Genomic DNA, 16,347 nt, shown 5'->3' on the forward strand with positions numbered 1-16,347 from the left:
CTAATGGGTCACAGGACGATATCGCGGATACGGCCGCGATTGGCCATCGGTCAAGCAAGCCAACGCTTGCGCCGCTTGTAGTGCTTCACATCGCGGAATGATTTTCGCTTGTCGCCGGCGACGCCAAGGTAGAATTCCTTGACGTCCTCATTGGCGGCGAGTTCCCGCGCATCTCCGTCCATTACAACGCGGCCATTTTCGAGGATAAATCCGTGGCTGGCATATCTAAGCGCCATATTGGTGTTTTGCTCGGCGAGAAGAAACGAGACACCTTCCTTGGCATTAAGATCCTTCACGATCTCGAAAATCTCCTCGACGATCTGCGGCGCGAGGCCCATCGAAGGCTCATCAAGCAGTATCATCTTCGGGCGGGACATCAGCGCGCGCCCGATCACACACATCTGCTGTTCGCCGCCTGACGTATAGCCGGCGGTGGAACCGCGCCGCTCCCTGAGACGCGGAAAATAGGCATAGACCCGCTCAAGATCCTGCGCGATCGCCGACTTGCCATCCGGGCGCGTGAAGGCGCCGGTCAGGAGATTCTCTTCGACCGTAAGATGAGCGAAGGCACGTCGCCCCTCCATCACCTGAATGCAGCCGCGCCGTACCAGATCGTTTGGCGACAGGGACTGCACCTCGACGCCCTCGAACAGAATCGAACCCTTGGTGACCTCGCCACGCTCCGCATGCAGCAGATTGGAGATCGCCTTCAGCGTCGTCGTCTTGCCAGCACCATTGGCACCCAGAAGCGCGACAATACCGCCCCGCGGGACCTCCAGCGATACGCCTTTCAACACAAGAATAACGTGATCGTAGACGACCTCGATATTGTTGACCGACAGAACCAAAGCTCTCGCCTCCGTCACCGTCGCGACCTTTGGGATTGACACGCGCGGGCCTTTCCAAGAGATGGCGGCAATCCGGGAGCAGGCAAACCTGTCTCCCGGATCGCTCGCATGGCTCAGCTTTCTTTCGTGCAGTCGCGGGGCTGGAGCTTTTTGTCCGCGGCATACTTCGTGGAGACCTCATTCACAAGCGGGTCAATGAGGGCTTCGTCGGCTGTGTACCAGTCGGAGATGACCTTCCAGCCCTTGCCGTCCCATTGCTGTACGCGCCCGTCGCGCGCGCCCTCATGGTCGGCGCAGGAAATCCTGATCGGCTTCAACATCCCCGCGAATCCGAGTTCCTGGAGGCGCGCATCGGAGAGGTTGAGATTCTCGAGCCCCCAACGAACCTGCTCGCCCGTCAGCGGCTTCTGGCCGAACTTTTCTTGCGCCTTGCGGATTGCCTCCACGCCGAGCATGGCATTCACGATGCCACGGTTGTAGAGAACTTCGCCGACCTTGCCAGGCTCTGTTGAACCTTTGCCCTTTGCGTAGACGTACTTCTCTATGTCGGCATGCACGGGAAATCTGCCTGCGCCATGCTGAAGCATCAGCGACTTGTAGCCGGTGGCCTGATCGCCTGCGGGCGTCACATCGGGCTCTGCGCCCGACCACCAGACACCGATCATCTTGTCGCGCGGATAGGCAACGGAGGCCGCTTCTTTGATTGCCGTGCTGTTCATGACGCCCCAGCCCCAGACCAAGACATAGTCCGGCCGGTTCTGGCGGATCGCCAGCCATTGCGACTTCTGTTCGACACCGGGGTGCGTCACCGGAATCGGCGTAAACTCAAAGCCGTACTTCTTTGCCAGCACCTGCAGCATCGGGATCGGCTCCTTGCCGTACGGGCTGTCGTGATACAGCAGCGAAATCTTCTTGCCTTTCAGCTTGTCGAATCCACCGAGTTCCTTGGCGACGTGCTGGATTGCGATATCTGCCGCGGACCAGTAGGTGCCGAGGAATGGGAAGTTGTACGGGAACACCGCGCCGTTCTTGGAATCGGCACGGCCATACCCCATCGTGATGATCGGGATCTTGTCTGCAGTCGTCTTTTCGGTGAGAGCGAAGGTGATGCCGGTCGACAACGGATTGACGAAGGCCGCGCCCGTCGGCCCCTTGCTCTTGAGACGCTCGTAACACTCAACGCCCTTGTCGGTCGCGTAGCTGGTCTCGCATTCCTCGACCAGAAGCTTCACGCCGTTGATGCCGCCGTCGCGCTCATTGATCAGGTTGTAATAGTCGGCAACGCCGTTCGCGTATGGTGCGCCATTCACAGCGTACGGACCTGTCCGGTAGGACAGAATTGGGATGAACTGCTCGTTTTGCGCTGCGGCCGGTGCGGTAAACACCGCGCCCGACAGGATGGCCGCCGCCAGTATCAGTAGGTTGCGTGCGATATTTGCCATGTTGATGTCCTCCTCCTTGAGCCCCTCTTGTCTTGTCCGGGGATTTGCTTCCTTCCTCCTCTGCCAACGGCCGCCATCCGTGTTGCGATCCAGGCCCCGATCGCTGCTTCAATAGGGAAACGGCCAAAGTCTGAGCTTCTCCTTACCAATTGATATCAACCGGGCGAACCCACGGGGTTCTTTGATGAGAAGATAGCAGATCAACGATCCGAAGATGATTAATTGCAGGTGAGTGATCGTTTCCGTCGACAGCGGTACGCCGAGCTCAGTCGGAATCAGGTTCAGCATGATCGGCACGATGAGGATAAAGGCCGCCCCGACGAACGAACCCATGATCGATCCAAGCCCGCCGATGATGACCATGAACAGAAGGTCCAGCGAACGATCGAGCGAGAACGCGAGCGGTTCCCATGAGCCCAGGTAGACGAATGCCCAGAGTGCTCCTGCCACGCCGACGATAAAGGAAGAGACTGCGAAAGCCGTGAGCTTTGCATAGAGAGGGCGGATCCCGATCAGCTCCGCAGCGATATCCATGTCGCGGATTGCCATCCATTGTCTGCCAAGATTGCCGCGAACAAGGTTCTTCGCCAAGATCGCTGTCACCGTGACGAAGGTCAGGCATAGCAGATAGCGCTCGATCGGCGTTTGAACGACCACACCGAAGAAATTCAGCTCCGGTGCATTCACCGACCCTGACGGGGCATAATTGGTGAACCACGGCACTCGCAGGAACACCCAGTCGAAGAAGAACTGCGCCGCAAGCGTTGCAACCGCCAGATAGAGGCCCTTGATCCGCAGACTGGGAATGCCGAAGAGAATTCCGACACCCGCCGCAGCGAGCCCCCCGAGTAAAATGGAAGCCAATATGGGCAACGGCGGAATCGAAATCGCGAAGCCAAGCCAGGCAAGCGGAATATGAACGCCGGTCGCCAATTTGTATGCGGAATAGGCGCCGATGGCCATGAACGCGCCGCTGCCGAGCGAGATTTGGCCGCAATAGCCGACCAGAATGTTTGTGCCGATAGCGGCGAGTGCGAGGATCAGGAAGGGCAGCAAAATCGCCCACAGCAGGTAGTCGCCGCCGAACGGCCAGATGTGAAAAGTGGCGAGCAGCGGCAGGCCGATGAAAGCGATACCTAGCAAGACACCCAGCGCAATGCGGTCCTGACGGATTGGGAAAATCGCCATGTCCTCTGCGTAGGTCGTCTTGAATTGACTGGTCTCGCGATAGAGCACAACGAACTCCTCGTCTCAGATACGTTCGATGATACGCTCGCCGAACAGACCCTGCGGCCGTACGAGCAGCACCGCCAACGCCAGCACGTAGGCAAACCAATATTCGATACCGCCACCAATGGACGGCCCCAGGAACACCTCGGCAATCTTCTCGCCCGCGCCCACAATGAGCCCGCCGGCGATGGCTCCTGGAATGGAGGTGAGGCCGCCAATAATCAGGACCGGCAGGGCCTTAAGCGCTAGAAACGTGATGGAGAACTGTACGCCCAGTTTGGTGCCCCACACGGTCGCCGCGACCAATGCAACGAGACCGGCAACAAGCCAGACAACGAACCAGATCCAACTGATCGGAATCCCGACAGAATGCGCGGCCAAATGGTCGTCGGCCACAGCCCTGAGCGCGCGACCGGTCTTGGTATGCTGAAAGAAGAGCGCGAGGCCAGCGACCAGAATGCCTGCGATCAACGCGCCCCAGACATCCAGCTTGTTGATCAGAATCCCACCGGGGAAGAGACCCTCAAACACAAACCAGGCGTCCGTCGGGAATAGCCGCAATGGGTAAACATCCGACCCGAAGATCATCTCCGCCGCGCCCTCGAGGACGAAAGTCACGCCGATTGTGGACATGAACAGCGTGAGGGCGTCCTGGTTGACAAGAGGTCCGATCACGAGCCGCTCGATCAGCCAGGCCGTTGTCGCCATGATCGCGGCGGCAAAGCCGATGCCGAGGACGATCGCAGCCCAAAACGGAAAGCCCTGGGCGATCAGGAGATCGAGGGCGCGAACCAGCGCCAGCCCCGCGAGCAATACCATTGCGCCCTGGGCATAATTGAAGACGCCGGATGCCTTGAAGATCAGTACGAAGCCGAGCGCGACCAGCGAGTAGAGCACGCCGGACATCAATCCGCCGATCAGGACCTCGAGAAACTGACCCAATGCGATCACGAATGCTCCTCAGTGTGCAACACCAAGATAGGCGTCGATGACGGCCTGATTTCTCTTCACCTCGTCCGGCGTGCCGTCGGCGATCTTTACGCCATGATCGAGCACCGCCACGCGATGCGAGAGATCCATGACGACAGCCATGTCGTGCTCGATCAGCGCGATCGTCGTGCCGTAGTGATTGTTCACGTCGATGATGAACCGCGACATGTCCTCCTTCTCCTCGAGGTTCATGCCTGCCATCGGCTCGTCGAGGAGAAGAAGGTCTGGCTCCATCGCGAGCGCGCGACCAAGTTCGACGCGTTTCTGCAGGCCGTACGGTAAACGCGCAACCGGTACCTTGCGGATCGCCTCGATCTCCAGAAAATCGATAATCTCTTCGACCCGGTGCCGATGCTCGACCTCCTCTGCCAGCGCAGGGCCATAACGGAGCATCTGCCACAACAGGCCCCGGCGCACCTTCAAGGTGCGGCCAGCCATAATGTTATCGAGCGCACTCATTCCCTTGAACAGGGCGACGTTCTGAAAGGTCCGCGCGATGCCTCCGCGAGCCGCCTCGAAAGGCTGCATCCTGGCACGAGTGCGCCCCTTGAAGGTGATGGCGCCATGATCGGGATGATAAAAACCGTTGATGACGTTCAGCATCGAGGTCTTGCCGGCGCCATTAGGGCCGATGATCGCGCGTATTTCGCCTTTTCTGATGTTGAACGAAACATCCCTCAGCGCCCTGACGCCGCCGAAGGCCAGCGCTACGCCTTCGACCTGAAGCAGGACTTCGTTTGTGTCCGGCGCTCTCATGCGGCCTTCCCTAGGGGGTCCGCCGCACCAATTGCTTGCATGTCGCGGATCTTGACCCGTGCTGCGATCGCGCCCTTGCGGCCATCCTCAAAAGTGACCTCGGTAGAAATATCGGCTTCATGCGAGCCGTTGTAGAGGGCCGTGACCAGTGGCGCATAGCGCTCGGCAATGAACCGGCGACGCACCTTCAGCGTGCGGGTCAATTCGCCGTCATCCGCGTCGAGTTCCTTGTGCAAGATGAGGAAGCGGCGAATCTGAGTGCCCGCCATCACCTTTTCCTTGGCAAGAGAGCGGTTCACCTCGGCAACATCTTTGGCCACCATATCGTAGACCAGCGGATGACTGGCGAGCTCCTGATAGGAACCGTAGGCGATGTTATTGCGTTCCGCCCAGTTTGCCACAGCAGCCGTGTCGATATTGAGCATCGCGCAAACGAATTCCTTGGAGTCGCCGAAAGTGACCGCTTCCTTGATGTTGGGAAAGAACTTCAGCTTGTTCTCAAGAAACTTCGGCGCAAACATCGTGCCGTCAGCCAGCCTGCCGACATCTTTCGCACGATCGATGATCTTCAGATGTCCGGTCTTCTCGTCGAAGAAGCCCGCATCGCCGGTCTTGACGTAATCGTCGGGCGTCATTGTCTCCGCGGTCTTCGCCTGATCCTTGAAATATCCGACAAACATGCCGGGCGAGCGAAACTGCACTTCGCCCGCTTCTGTAATGCGGATGTCGACATTCGGCGCAGCCGGCCCGACCGTATCGGAGTAGATCTCGCCGTCGGGTTGGCACGTCACGTAGAGGAACGCTTCGGTCTGACCGTAGAGTTGCTTCAGGTTTAGTCCGATCGAGCGGTAGAACGCGAACAGATCCTGACCAATGGCCTCCCCGGCAGTGTACGCGATGCGCACGCGAGACAGGCCAAGAACGTTCTTGAGAGGCTCGTAGACCAGCAATCGCCCGAGCCCATAGAGCAGCCGGCCTGACAACGGCACCGGATTTCCGGTCAAGATCGACTCGCCATATCGACGCGCAACGCCGAGAAAGTAGCTGAACATTCGCCGCTTGATGGGCGCAGCGTCTTCCATACGGATCACCACCCGCGTCAGCATGGCCTCGAAGCCGCGCGGGGGCGCGAAGTAGAAGGTCGGTCCGATCTCACGCCGATCCTGCTCGATGGTTTCGCCGCTCTCGGGACACGCCATGCAGAATCCGGCCACAAGGCCCTGCACATAGTTGAGGTAATGATCGCCTACCCAGGCCAGCGGCAAATAGGCGAACACCACGTCGTTGCCGGTCAGACTGTCGAACCTGACGGTATCCGTCGCGGCATCGATGCAGCCCTGCGTCGACAGCACGACTCCCTTGGACGCGCCGGTCGTTCCCGAGGTGTAAAGGATGATCGCGATGTCGGAGCCTTCGCCCTTTCGCACGAATTCATCGATTTGCTCGCGAAGCTCCGCCTCAGCCGCGAGCGCGTCGCGGCCGTCTTGGATGACATCGCCGATTGCGATCAATCGACTGTCATTGTAGCCATCGAGGCCGCGCGGCTCGTCATAGACAATCCAGTCGAGTTGCGGCAGTCGGTCGGACACCGACAGGACCTTGTCGACCTGCTCCTGGTCTTGGGCTGCGACAAGCTTTGCTTCGGCGTGAGCGAGAACAAAAGCAAGCTCGTCGGCCACGGCATCCGAGTAGACTGGAACGGGAATCGCGCGTAGAGCCTGCGCTGCCATGATGGTCCAGTAGAGCTTCGGCCGGTTAGAGCCGACGACCGCGATCGTCTCCCCACGCCGCAAGCCAAGTCGATGCAGGCCCGCGGCATAGGCTCGCACGATCTCTGCAACTTGAGCCCAGGTCCAGGTCTGCCAGATGCCGAGATCCTTATGCCGAAGCGCCGGACGCGCGCCGAACTGCGCGCTGTTTCGCAGCAGCAATTTGGGGAACGTATCAAACGGTCCGCCGCCGGCCATATCGCTCTCGATCCCAAAAACCGGCGCGTTGGTTCGCCCCTGCTTATGGTGACGCCGGCCCGTTTCGGGCAGCAGCCATGCGAGTGCCGCATATCCCAACATTACAACGGATTGAAACTCCGACAAGTACCAGATTGACACATCCTCATTGCTCCGTGGGGCAAGCACGATGCGCAAGTGTGCTGGCCGTCAATCTTCGGAGGCGAATCCGTTCAACAAACCAGTCGAGAAACGCGTTGCAGCGCAAAGAAGATGATCGGCGCTTGAAGGAGTAATCCCAATGCGTAGCGGGCCTCACCAGACTGTTTTGCCAGAACCGAATGGTATTCCGCGCCGCTCAATCTACGGGTCTCAGGTTGGAGCGCGCTACCATCTCTGGGTGGGCGCCTTTCCATGCTGACGACATTCGTCACTTGATCGAGCACTTAGACTAGGCCCCGGGTAGCCGGATACGGAGGCTCCTCCCGCAGCTACCAGGCTTTCTGCGACATGTTCGAATACGAGAGCGGCAAGGAATTTCAGGAACGGAGCTTGAAATATCCCATTGTGCCCATCGGTAACAGCTGGCTTAGCGCTAACCACCCAATAGGGTTGCTGAGGTCCCGGATCTCGAGACGTCAGCTCGAAGCCCGGACTTGCATCAATCATTTTCAGATCATGCATGGTCATCCTGTCCAAGTGGCCAATCGTATTGATCATCACTTGTCGTTCTTCGATACCGCGCCAGCCTTCGGTTAGGAGACAATAAGCATTGCCGATCGGGAACGCGATACCCCCGTGGCCCGATCGTTGATTGCGGTCGCGCAAACGAATACGGGCGGCTGCTCGATAACTCGATTTGCGTCCGCACCGTCTCTCAACAAGTCGTAGATGGGCAGGTAACGTGTCGCTTCAAAAGCTGGATTTGCCAAAAGCACAAGGTCGGCAAACCGAGTAGAGACGTGCGGAGCGGTCGTACTTGCAGCTTCGATAAGCGATGGGGACAGTCCAATGTAAGGGCTATACCCGCCACCAGTAGGGATGCTCGAGCCCAGCACTGACACCATCTTCGAGCATGACGTCCTGAATTTCCCGCGCTAACCTGTCACTCAGCAACAGGGCCAGTCCGGGAGGGACAAGCGCGTGCATCGGGGACGTGTCGTATTCGGCGCCATGGACGAGGTCGTGTTCGGGCGCCCGACATGCGAGGCGATCGTTGAGCAGATGGATCGGCTCGGCTCGGACCGCGCCTTCCTGATGGTCAGTGGCACGCTCAACCGCAACACTGACGAGATCGAAAAGGTCCGCCACGCGCTGGGGGCGCGCTGCGTTGGCACGTTCGATGCCATGCCGGCGCATACCCCGCGCGCGGCTGTGATCGCCGCGGCCGAACAGGCGCGCGCGGCGAAGGCCGACCTCATCGTCACCATCGGCGGCGGCTCGATCACCGACGGCGCCAAAGCGGTGCAACTCTGTCTTGCCAACGATGTCACGACCATCGACGGCATCGAGGCGATTCGAGTCCATGGCGGGGTCGAACCACCACTGAAGGCGCCGAGGGTGCGGCAGATCAGCGCGCCGACCACGATCGCCGGTGGCGAGTTCTCGGCCATCGCGGGCGTCACCAACGAGGCCAAGCGGCAGAAGGAGATGCTGCGGCACCCGCTAGTGATGCCGCGCGCCACGATCCTCGATCCCTGGCTCACCGTGCACACGCCAGAATGGTTGTTCCTCTCGACCGGCGTCCGAGCCGTTGACCATTGCGTCGAGGGAATCTGTTCGAATGAAGCGCACCCCTACGGCGACGCACAGGCGCTGAAAGGGCTTGCAATGCTGGCCGACGCCCTGCCGCGGGTAAAGGCTGACCGCAACGACATCGAGGCGCGGATGAACGCCCAGATCGGCACCTGGCTCTCCACCGGGCCTCTCGCCTCGGGCGTGCCGATGGGCGCGAGCCACGGCATCGGCTATGTACTCGGTGCCGAGTTCGGTGTCCCGCACGGCTACACCTCCTGCGTGATGCTGCCGGCAGTGATGCGCTGGAACAAGTCTGCCAACGCGGAACGACAGGCGCAGGTCGGGGCCGCGATGGGCCACGCGAGCGAGGACGCCTGTGACGTGCTCGATCGTTTCATCCGTGGCCTCGGCCTGCCGCGAAGCCTGCGGGAGGTGGGGGTCGGCCCGGAGCATTTCGACCGTATCGCCCGGCAGGCGATGCGGACCCCATGGGTTCCGCGCAATCCACGCAAGATCGACGATCCCGCGCAGGTGCGCGAAATTCTGATCACGGCCGCATAAGGGTACCTTTCGCCAGATACGGCATGCATGCTTATCTTCGTCCGCTGCAGCGCGCCTTCATCATGGCGGCCACGGGCGCCTGTCCGCCTCAGCCGGCGACCACGGCTCGGCGCATCACCTTCTGCGCCTTGGCTTGGTCGACCCTGAAGGCCAGCGTGCCGTAGTGCGAACCCCATGAACCCGATACGTTCGGAACGCGGGTGCCGAGGAAGATGTCGACAACGTCCTGCGTGCTGTGGCGCAAAAGCTCCGCGCCCTGCAGCAGACGCGCGATCGCCTCGGTCATCGGGCGGGCGACGAACTCGTCCTCGACGGCTTCGCGAACCAGTTTCTCGGTATGAAGGACCAGCGCGTCGAAGCGACCGTCCTGGCCGAGCAGCGGACGGGTCTCGTCGAAGAGCGCCTGGATCGTGCGCGGATCCTTCGCCATCGCGCGGCGTACGTCCATGCACATCATGTTGGCGGTGCCTTCCCACACGCTGTTCAGCGGCGCTTCGCGATATAGGCGTGCCATCGGGCCTTCCTCGATGAAGCCGTTGCCGCCGTGGCACTGTAGCGCTTCGTAGGCGATGGAGGGGGCGCGCGAGCAGTTGAAGAACTTGGCCGTGGGCGTGGCCACGCGAGCCAGCAGGCGCTCGTGTTCGACTTCCGAGAGCTGGTCGGTCGACTTGGCGACGCGCAGCGCCATCAGCGTCGCGGCTTCGACCTCGACGGCCATGTCGGCCAGTACGTTGGTCATCATGGGCCGGTCCGCGATGGAGGTGCCGAAGGCCTTGCGGGTCGTGGTGTGTTGCAGGGCCAGCGTAAGCGACTGACGCATCAGCCCGGCGGAACCGATCGCAAAATCCAGGCGGGTCAAATGCGCGTGCGACAGGATCTCGCGGAGGCCGTGGCCTTCCTCGCCGACGCGGATCGCCATCGTGCCCGCATATTCGACTTCGCTGGAGGCGTTCGACCTGTTGCCGGCCTTGTCCTTCAGGCGCTGCACGAAGAAATTGTTGAAGCTGCCGTCGGGAAGGGTGCGCGGCAGGAAGAAGCATGTCACGCCTCCGTTTACCTTGGCGAGCGTGAAGAAGCCGTCCGACTGCGGCACCGAGCAGAACCACTTGTGGCCCGTCAGTTCGTACCAGTGCGCGGCTTTGCCGTGATAATCCTCGGAGTGCGAGAAGCGGGCGGTAGTCTGTGTCTCGCGGAGATCCGAGCCGCCCTGCTTTTCGGTCATCGCGTAGCCGATGACGACCGACGGCTTTCGCGCTACCTCGCGGCGACTGTTTTCGTATTCGGTCCCCTTGGCCTTCTCGGCCCAGATCGCCAGCGCCGGCTCGGCCTCGAAGCCGGCATATGACGCGTAGGCCATGCCGGTCGGGCAGGCGGTACCTTGCTCGACCTGATTCCAGACGTAGGACAGGACGGCGCGGGCGTAGTGGCCGTTCTTCTGGTTGGTCCGCCAGGCGAGGTTTGGGACTTCGTGCTTCCACGCCAGCGACATCAACTGATGCCAGCTCGGGTGGAAGTCGACCCAATCGACGCGGTTGCCGAAGCGGTCGTGCGTCTTGAGCTCGGGGACGTGCTTGTTGGCGAGCCGTGCGAGCTCCTGCACCTCGGCGTCGCCGGCGACGGCGCCGAGCGCCTCGCAGCGGTCCGCGGCCCAAGGGGCCTCGCGCTCGATCGCGGCCCGTAGCACGGCGTCGCCCGTGAAGGCGTTGAAGCCGACGGCCGCCTTAGCCTGGTTCAAGACCCTGTGCGTGCCGTAGCGGTTGGCGAGGGCTTCGAGGGCTTCGGTCATGGGACGCCTCCAACTGTTTCTGGGTTCGGGGCTCGGCGCATCCGGACGAGGGGCTGCGCAGTGCGTCGTTATGAAACCGAGTTCATTTTCAATATCATCGAAAATGCAACAAATAGCCGCATTCATGAAATGCTTGACACAGGCCGGCTTCCAAATCAAGATGAAAATGAATTCGATTTCACATTGGGTGACAAGATGGCGACCAGGGAAGTCCGTGCACTCGACAAGAAAACGCAAATCCTCCGGGCCGCCCGCGGCGTCGTGATGGACGGCGGATTTCAAGAGCTCCAGATGAACGCGGTCGCTTCGGCGGCGGGCATCGCGGTCGGCACGATCTATCGGTATTTCCCGTCGCGTGCCGAACTCTGCGCCGCGATCGTCAGCACGGTCTCGCAGCGCGAGGTCGACGTTTTAGCCGGGATCGCCGTGGCCGAGGGCGAGCCGTCACAGAAGGTGAGAGACGCGGTCCGCGCCTTCGTGCTGCGGGCCGTGCGCGGCAGGCGCCTCGCCTACGGTCTCATCTTCGAGCCGATCGATCCGGAAGTGGAAAGCACACGGCTGAAGTATCGCCGCGCCATCGCGCGGGTGTTCGAGACCATCATCAAGGAGGGCGTCGCCGCGGGCGACTTCCGCGATCTCGACGTCGAGGTTGCCGCGACCTGTCTCGTCGGGGCTTTCATGGAAGGTCTCATCAGCGTGCTCGCGCCCGGCGCCGCCGGTGTCCCGGCGCGGACCGAAGCGTTCGCGAATTCCATCGCCGATCTCTGCCTCGCCGCCGTCGCGAAGCCCGGCCGCTCGCCGGCCGAACAGCGGCCCGCCGTCGGCGCCGCCGAGACCATCGCGCTGAGGAAGCCCTGAGCGGCGCAGCTATGTGCCCGCGGCCGGCGAAATTCCGCGCCGGCCGAAAGCGGGACTACTTGTGGACCAGGCGGTCCTTCTCGACCGCGATCTCGCCGACGGTGGGCCCGAGACCCCTGGCATTCTGCTCGGTGAAGAGGCGGGCGATACCGAACAGCTTCGCCGCCTCGATCAGGCGGTTGGCGTTGCGGACGACGATCTCGCCTTCATGGATCGCCGGCATCAGCCGCGACTGGAAGTCGAGAACGAGAAGGATCGAGCGCTTCGGGTCGATCGTCAGCGTGGCGTCACTCCTCGGTCAGGTGGGCGATCTGACCCTTGACGTACCGTTCCATCAAGTCCGGTGCTGAGGCGCCGAACATCCGGATGCGGCCGGTGTGCAGCAGCAGGAGAAGCCCGGTGGTGTGGGCGAAGCAGTCGACCATGAGCAAATTCGCTTTCTGCCGCGAAGCGCCGAGTTCGATCGCTGCATCGGCGATCGGGCGCAGTGCGGATTCCAGCGCGGCGTTCAGCATCTCGTCGCGTTCGTGTCCGAGACCGGCTGGCTTCATGCCGCCGCGAAACAGGTAGAAGCCGAGGTCCAGGTCGCGGGGGTTGTCGGCGTAGAACTTGAAGAACGACATTGCGGCGGCCTTCAGCCGCTGCGCCGGCGACTTCGCCTGCGCGACCGCCTGGTCGACGGCGGCGCCCAGCGAGGCGAGGGAGGACTTCAGCACATCCGCGTAGATCGCCTCCTTGGATTCGAAGTGGAAGTAGAGGGCGGCCGGCGTGTACCCGGCGCGAACCGCGATCGCCCGAAGGCTTGCACCCTCCAGTCCTTCCTCCGCGAAGACCTGCTTCGCGGCGTCCAGAATGAGTTCCCGCTTGTGTCCGCTGACCGCGTCACGCCGGCTCTGTCGCTTTTCGACCATCTATCCCTCGAATCCTGCTTGACACCAATTCTAACAGTGTTAGAAATAACTCTAACATCGTTCAATTAATTAAACAAGAGGTAGTAGAGCCATGCTGATGTCGGGGGCCGACTACCGGGAATCCCTTCGAGCCTACAAGCCGCGGGTCTTCGTGAACGGCAACGCCGTGGAAAGCGTCGCCGACGAGCCGCTGCTCGCGCCGGGCGTCGCCGGCGTCGGCGTCACCTACGATTTCGCCCTCAAACAGGAGCACGTGCCGATCATGACGGCACGGCAGGGCACCTCCGGCAAGACCGTAAACCGGATGCTCCACATCAACGAGACGTCGCAGGATCTGCTGTTCAAGCTCGAGGCTGTCCGGCTGGTCTGCAAGACCGTCGGCTGCGCACAGCGCTACCTGACGCACGACGCGCTCAACGGCATCTTCCAGTCGACGAAGCTGACGGACGACCGCCACGGCACCGAATACAGCCAGCGCTTCCTCTCCTATCTTCACGACATCCAGGACAGGGATCTCACGCTCGGCGTAGCGATGACGGACGCGAAGGGCGACCGCTCAAAGCGCCCCGGTGCGCAGGTCAATCCGGACGTCTACGTCCACATCAAGGAGCGCCGTCCCGACGGCATCGTCATCCGCGGCACCAAGGCGATCGTCACCGGCGCGCCATACATGCACGAATTCCTCGTCATGCCCTGCCGAACCCATCATCCGGAGGACAAGGATTTCGCGGTGTGCTGCGCCGTGCCGTGCGATGCGCCCGGCGTCACCATCATCGCCCGCCAGGCCGGGCGTCCCGGGGACGCGTCCGCCAAGTTCTCGGCCAGGTATGGCCAGTCGGTCGGCGTCGTGATGTTTGATGACGTCTTCGTTCCGCACGAACGGGTCTTCCTGGCGGGCGAGACCGAGGAGGGCGGCTTCCTCACCACGTCCTACGCCACGCACCACCGGCATTCCTGCATCGGCGCGCGCGCCGGATTCGGAGATCTTCTGATCGGCGCTGGCGCGTTGATGATCGAGGCCAACGGGCTCGACATCGAGCGGCACGCGCACATCCGCGAGGCCATGGTCGAGCTCATCACCATCACGGAGAGCTTCTATGCCTGTGGCGTGGCCTCATCCGTCTACTGCACGAAGGATGCGGCCGGATCGGTGATGCCCGACGCGGTGTTCTCCAACATCGGCAAGCTCCTGCTGGCCACGAAGATCTACGACATGCACCGCGTGGCGCACTACGTCTCGGGCGGTCTCATCGTCGCCCTGCCGGGGCCGGAGGAAGACCACAACCCCGAGACCAGGGCGTCGCTCGCCGCGGTCATGGGCGGCCGGCCGGATATTCCAGCCGACAAGCGCGCCGAGGTGGCTCGCTTCATCGAGGATCTGACGGTCTCGCACGAAGCCGGCTGGTACTCGGTGATCTCATTGCACGGCGGCGGCTCACCGGAAGCGATGAAGCGCGAGATCTGGCGCAACTATCCGGTCATGGAGAAGATCGAGCTGGTCGAGGGTCTTCTCGACCGCGACATCCTCGCGGAAGGGCGCCGCGTCTCTAAGCAGCCCGGCCGCTGCTGCGCGACCGGTTGCCAGGTGCCGGAGCCCCCGCAGCAAGCCGCTCTGCCGGCACTCGAGCGCGCCGCCGAGTAGCGCGTCGGCCTTCGCAGCCAGCTTTACTTGCTCTGCACCTCGGGCACGACCGGCAAACCGAAGGGGATCGTCCGCGACATCCTGCCCGTGAAGCACGGCTCGCCGACCGTCCCGATGCCAGGCTACGACGTCCAGATCCTGGATGCAGAGGGAAGCGAGGTCGCCGCGCCAGTCGATGGTCAGTGGCGGCTGCTCGGAAACGGCGTGAACATGGGACAGTCCGCGCCCGCCGCGCCGACGCCATTTAGCTCGTGCGGTGCGGAGGCTTCTTCTTTCGATGCTGTGTCGGCTGCGTTGCCTTTGGAGGCTGCGGAGGTTGCGGCCAGTAGGCACAGCCGAAGCTACAGCCACAGCCGGCACCGCCTCCGGCGGCCAGCCTTAGTTTTTGGAAGAGCGGTCGTGGTCCAGCATTTTCCTTGTCGAAGACATGGAACGTCGCCAAACTGACGTCGGAGATTTCCTCCTCACAAAGAAAGATTTCGTGCTTCTGTGAGGGCGGTGATGTATTCGCCGACGCTTCGCTAGTTGAGGCACACGCACCGCTTGCCATCGAGAGAGACATGCTGGCAAACCCTAAGGCGGGAAAGGCTTTGCTCCGACGCTTGCCTATGGAAGAGCACTTCGGCATGGCACAATTCTCCTACTTGCCTGGGCATACTGAACTAGACTGGCGGGATGATAGTGGCTATTCAATCACTTCGTCGGAGCGGGCAACGATCGTCGGAGGCAACTCGATACCTAGGGCCTTGGCGATGCGCAGGTTGATCCTCAGATCGAACTTGGTGGGCCGTTCGAAAGGCAGGTCGCCCGGCTTTGCGCCTTTGAGAACCCGATCGACTTGTGCAATCAAGTGACGCGCTGCATCTGCAAAATCGGGCCCAAACGACATAAAGCCACCGTGAGCAACCCAGTCCGGTGAAGGAAAAATCGCAGGCTTGTTACTTAGGCTCACCATCTTGATGATTTCGGTCATGTGAGCACCGAGCAGAACGTCCGGCACAAAAACGAGCCCATCAAATCGGGCAAGGATTTCCGGACTCAGGATGGTCGCGATATTGGCGGGGTCGTCGACGTCAATTGCCTCAACCTCGAAACCGAGCTTGCGGCCGGTCTCCAAAACGGGCGCAAGGCTCTGTGCGCCGCTGGTAAGTTTTGTCGTGACTGTTCCAAGGCGGATCGCACGCGGGAGAAGCTCCCGCATCAACTCGACACGTTTAATGGTGGTTTCTTCGGAAAAAACCGCGATGCCGGTTACGTTGCGGCCCGGATGAGCCAGGCTATCCGCGAGTCCGGCCGCAACCGGGTCAACTGCAGCAAAGGCCACGATTGGAATTGTCTGCGTTGCCTTGCAGGCCGCGAGAGCAGCGGGCGTGCTTATGGCGATGATCACGTCTACACGGCCGTCTCGCGCTATTTCCCGTGCCAGTGCCGGCAGCTCATCGACATTTCCGGCGGTGTTACGAAATTCAAGTTGAATGTTCCGCCCTTCGACGTAACCGGATTCAGCCAGAAGCCTTCTGGTTGCGTCAGTCTGCTGCGGAATGTCGACCGGTCCCATTTGTACGACGTGCGCCGTTGCAGCCAGCCGTTGGGCATACGTGACGAGCGGCCAGCTTATTGCTGCTGTTACGAGTCCGATG

13 protein-coding genes are annotated in these 16,347 nt (G+C 61.5%); 3 read left to right on the forward strand and 10 right to left on the reverse strand.

What is annotated here, in order from left to right; all coding sequences use genetic code 11:
* Nucleotides 1–50 precede the first annotated feature (50 nt).
* The 6 genes from A3AI_RS0103975 to A3AI_RS0104000 form a co-directional block, all read right to left on the reverse strand.
* Nucleotides 51–890 carry an ABC transporter ATP-binding protein gene (locus A3AI_RS0103975; protein ID WP_051382282.1) on the reverse strand — a complete coding sequence of 280 codons (840 nt, stop codon included), beginning with the start codon at nt 888–890 and terminating at the stop codon, nt 51–53.
* 71 nt (nt 891–961) lie between these two features.
* Complete coding sequence (locus tag A3AI_RS0103980; protein WP_024514328.1) at nt 962–2,290, reverse strand: ABC transporter substrate-binding protein; 1,329 nt, start codon at nt 2,288–2,290, stop codon at nt 962–964.
* A 108-nt stretch (nt 2,291–2,398) separates the two neighbouring features.
* On the reverse strand, nt 2,399–3,526 hold the full coding sequence (locus tag A3AI_RS0103985; protein ID WP_024514329.1) for a branched-chain amino acid ABC transporter permease: 1,128 nt from the start codon (nt 3,524–3,526) through the stop codon (nt 2,399–2,401).
* Nucleotides 3,527–3,541: 15 nt separating this feature from the next.
* A complete protein-coding gene (locus A3AI_RS0103990) occupies nt 3,542–4,471 on the reverse strand; it encodes a branched-chain amino acid ABC transporter permease (protein ID WP_283807198.1) in 930 nt (309 codons plus the stop codon).
* Between the two features lie 9 nt (nt 4,472–4,480).
* Entirely contained in the window at nt 4,481–5,266 is a 786-nt protein-coding gene (locus A3AI_RS0103995) for an ABC transporter ATP-binding protein (RefSeq protein WP_024514331.1), read from the reverse strand.
* On the reverse strand, nt 5,263–7,233 hold the full coding sequence (locus tag A3AI_RS0104000; protein WP_024514332.1) for an AMP-binding protein: 1,971 nt from the start codon (nt 7,231–7,233) through the stop codon (nt 5,263–5,265). The genes A3AI_RS0103995 and A3AI_RS0104000 overlap by 4 nt, the downstream gene beginning before the upstream one ends.
* Before the next feature lie 1,122 nt (nt 7,234–8,355).
* On the opposite strand from A3AI_RS0104000, the gene A3AI_RS0104010 reads away from it, so the two are divergent.
* On the forward strand, nt 8,356–9,510 hold the full coding sequence (locus tag A3AI_RS0104010) for an iron-containing alcohol dehydrogenase (protein ID WP_024514334.1): 1,155 nt from the start codon (nt 8,356–8,358) through the stop codon (nt 9,508–9,510).
* An 88-nt stretch (nt 9,511–9,598) separates the two neighbouring features.
* Here the strand turns inward: A3AI_RS0104010 and A3AI_RS0104015 are convergent, their stop codons facing one another.
* Nucleotides 9,599–11,296: an acyl-CoA dehydrogenase family protein gene (locus tag A3AI_RS0104015; RefSeq protein ID WP_024514335.1), complete on the reverse strand. Its 1,698-nt coding sequence runs from the start codon at nt 11,294–11,296 to the stop codon at nt 9,599–9,601.
* A 195-nt stretch (nt 11,297–11,491) separates the two neighbouring features.
* On the opposite strand from A3AI_RS0104015, the gene A3AI_RS42125 reads away from it, so the two are divergent.
* Complete coding sequence (locus A3AI_RS42125; protein WP_024514336.1) at nt 11,492–12,154, forward strand: TetR/AcrR family transcriptional regulator; 663 nt, start codon at nt 11,492–11,494, stop codon at nt 12,152–12,154.
* Nucleotides 12,155–12,209: 55 nt separating this feature from the next.
* Here the strand turns inward: A3AI_RS42125 and A3AI_RS42130 are convergent, their stop codons facing one another.
* Together A3AI_RS42130 and A3AI_RS0104030 are read right to left on the reverse strand one after the other, a co-directional pair.
* Nucleotides 12,210–12,434 (reverse strand): isochorismatase family protein, encoded by a 225-nt coding sequence (locus tag A3AI_RS42130; RefSeq protein WP_036047500.1) that lies wholly within the window; start codon nt 12,432–12,434, stop codon nt 12,210–12,212.
* 7 nt (nt 12,435–12,441) lie between these two features.
* A complete protein-coding gene (locus tag A3AI_RS0104030) occupies nt 12,442–13,065 on the reverse strand; it encodes a TetR/AcrR family transcriptional regulator (protein ID WP_024514337.1) in 624 nt (207 codons plus the stop codon).
* Nucleotides 13,066–13,162: 97 nt separating this feature from the next.
* Between A3AI_RS0104030 and A3AI_RS0104035 the strand changes: the two genes are divergently transcribed.
* Entirely contained in the window at nt 13,163–14,707 is a 1,545-nt protein-coding gene (locus A3AI_RS0104035) for a 4-hydroxyphenylacetate 3-hydroxylase family protein (protein WP_245286824.1), read from the forward strand.
* A gap of 685 nt (nt 14,708–15,392) precedes the next feature.
* Here the strand turns inward: A3AI_RS0104035 and A3AI_RS0104040 are convergent.
* Nucleotides 15,393–16,265: an ABC transporter substrate-binding protein gene (locus tag A3AI_RS0104040; RefSeq protein ID WP_024514339.1), complete on the reverse strand. Its 873-nt coding sequence runs from the start codon at nt 16,263–16,265 to the stop codon at nt 15,393–15,395.
* Between the last annotated feature and the right edge of the window lie 82 nt (nt 16,266–16,347).

It is taken from the genome of Bradyrhizobium sp. Tv2a-2, from assembly GCF_000472425.1.
GTDB lineage: Bacteria > Pseudomonadota > Alphaproteobacteria > Rhizobiales > Xanthobacteraceae > Bradyrhizobium.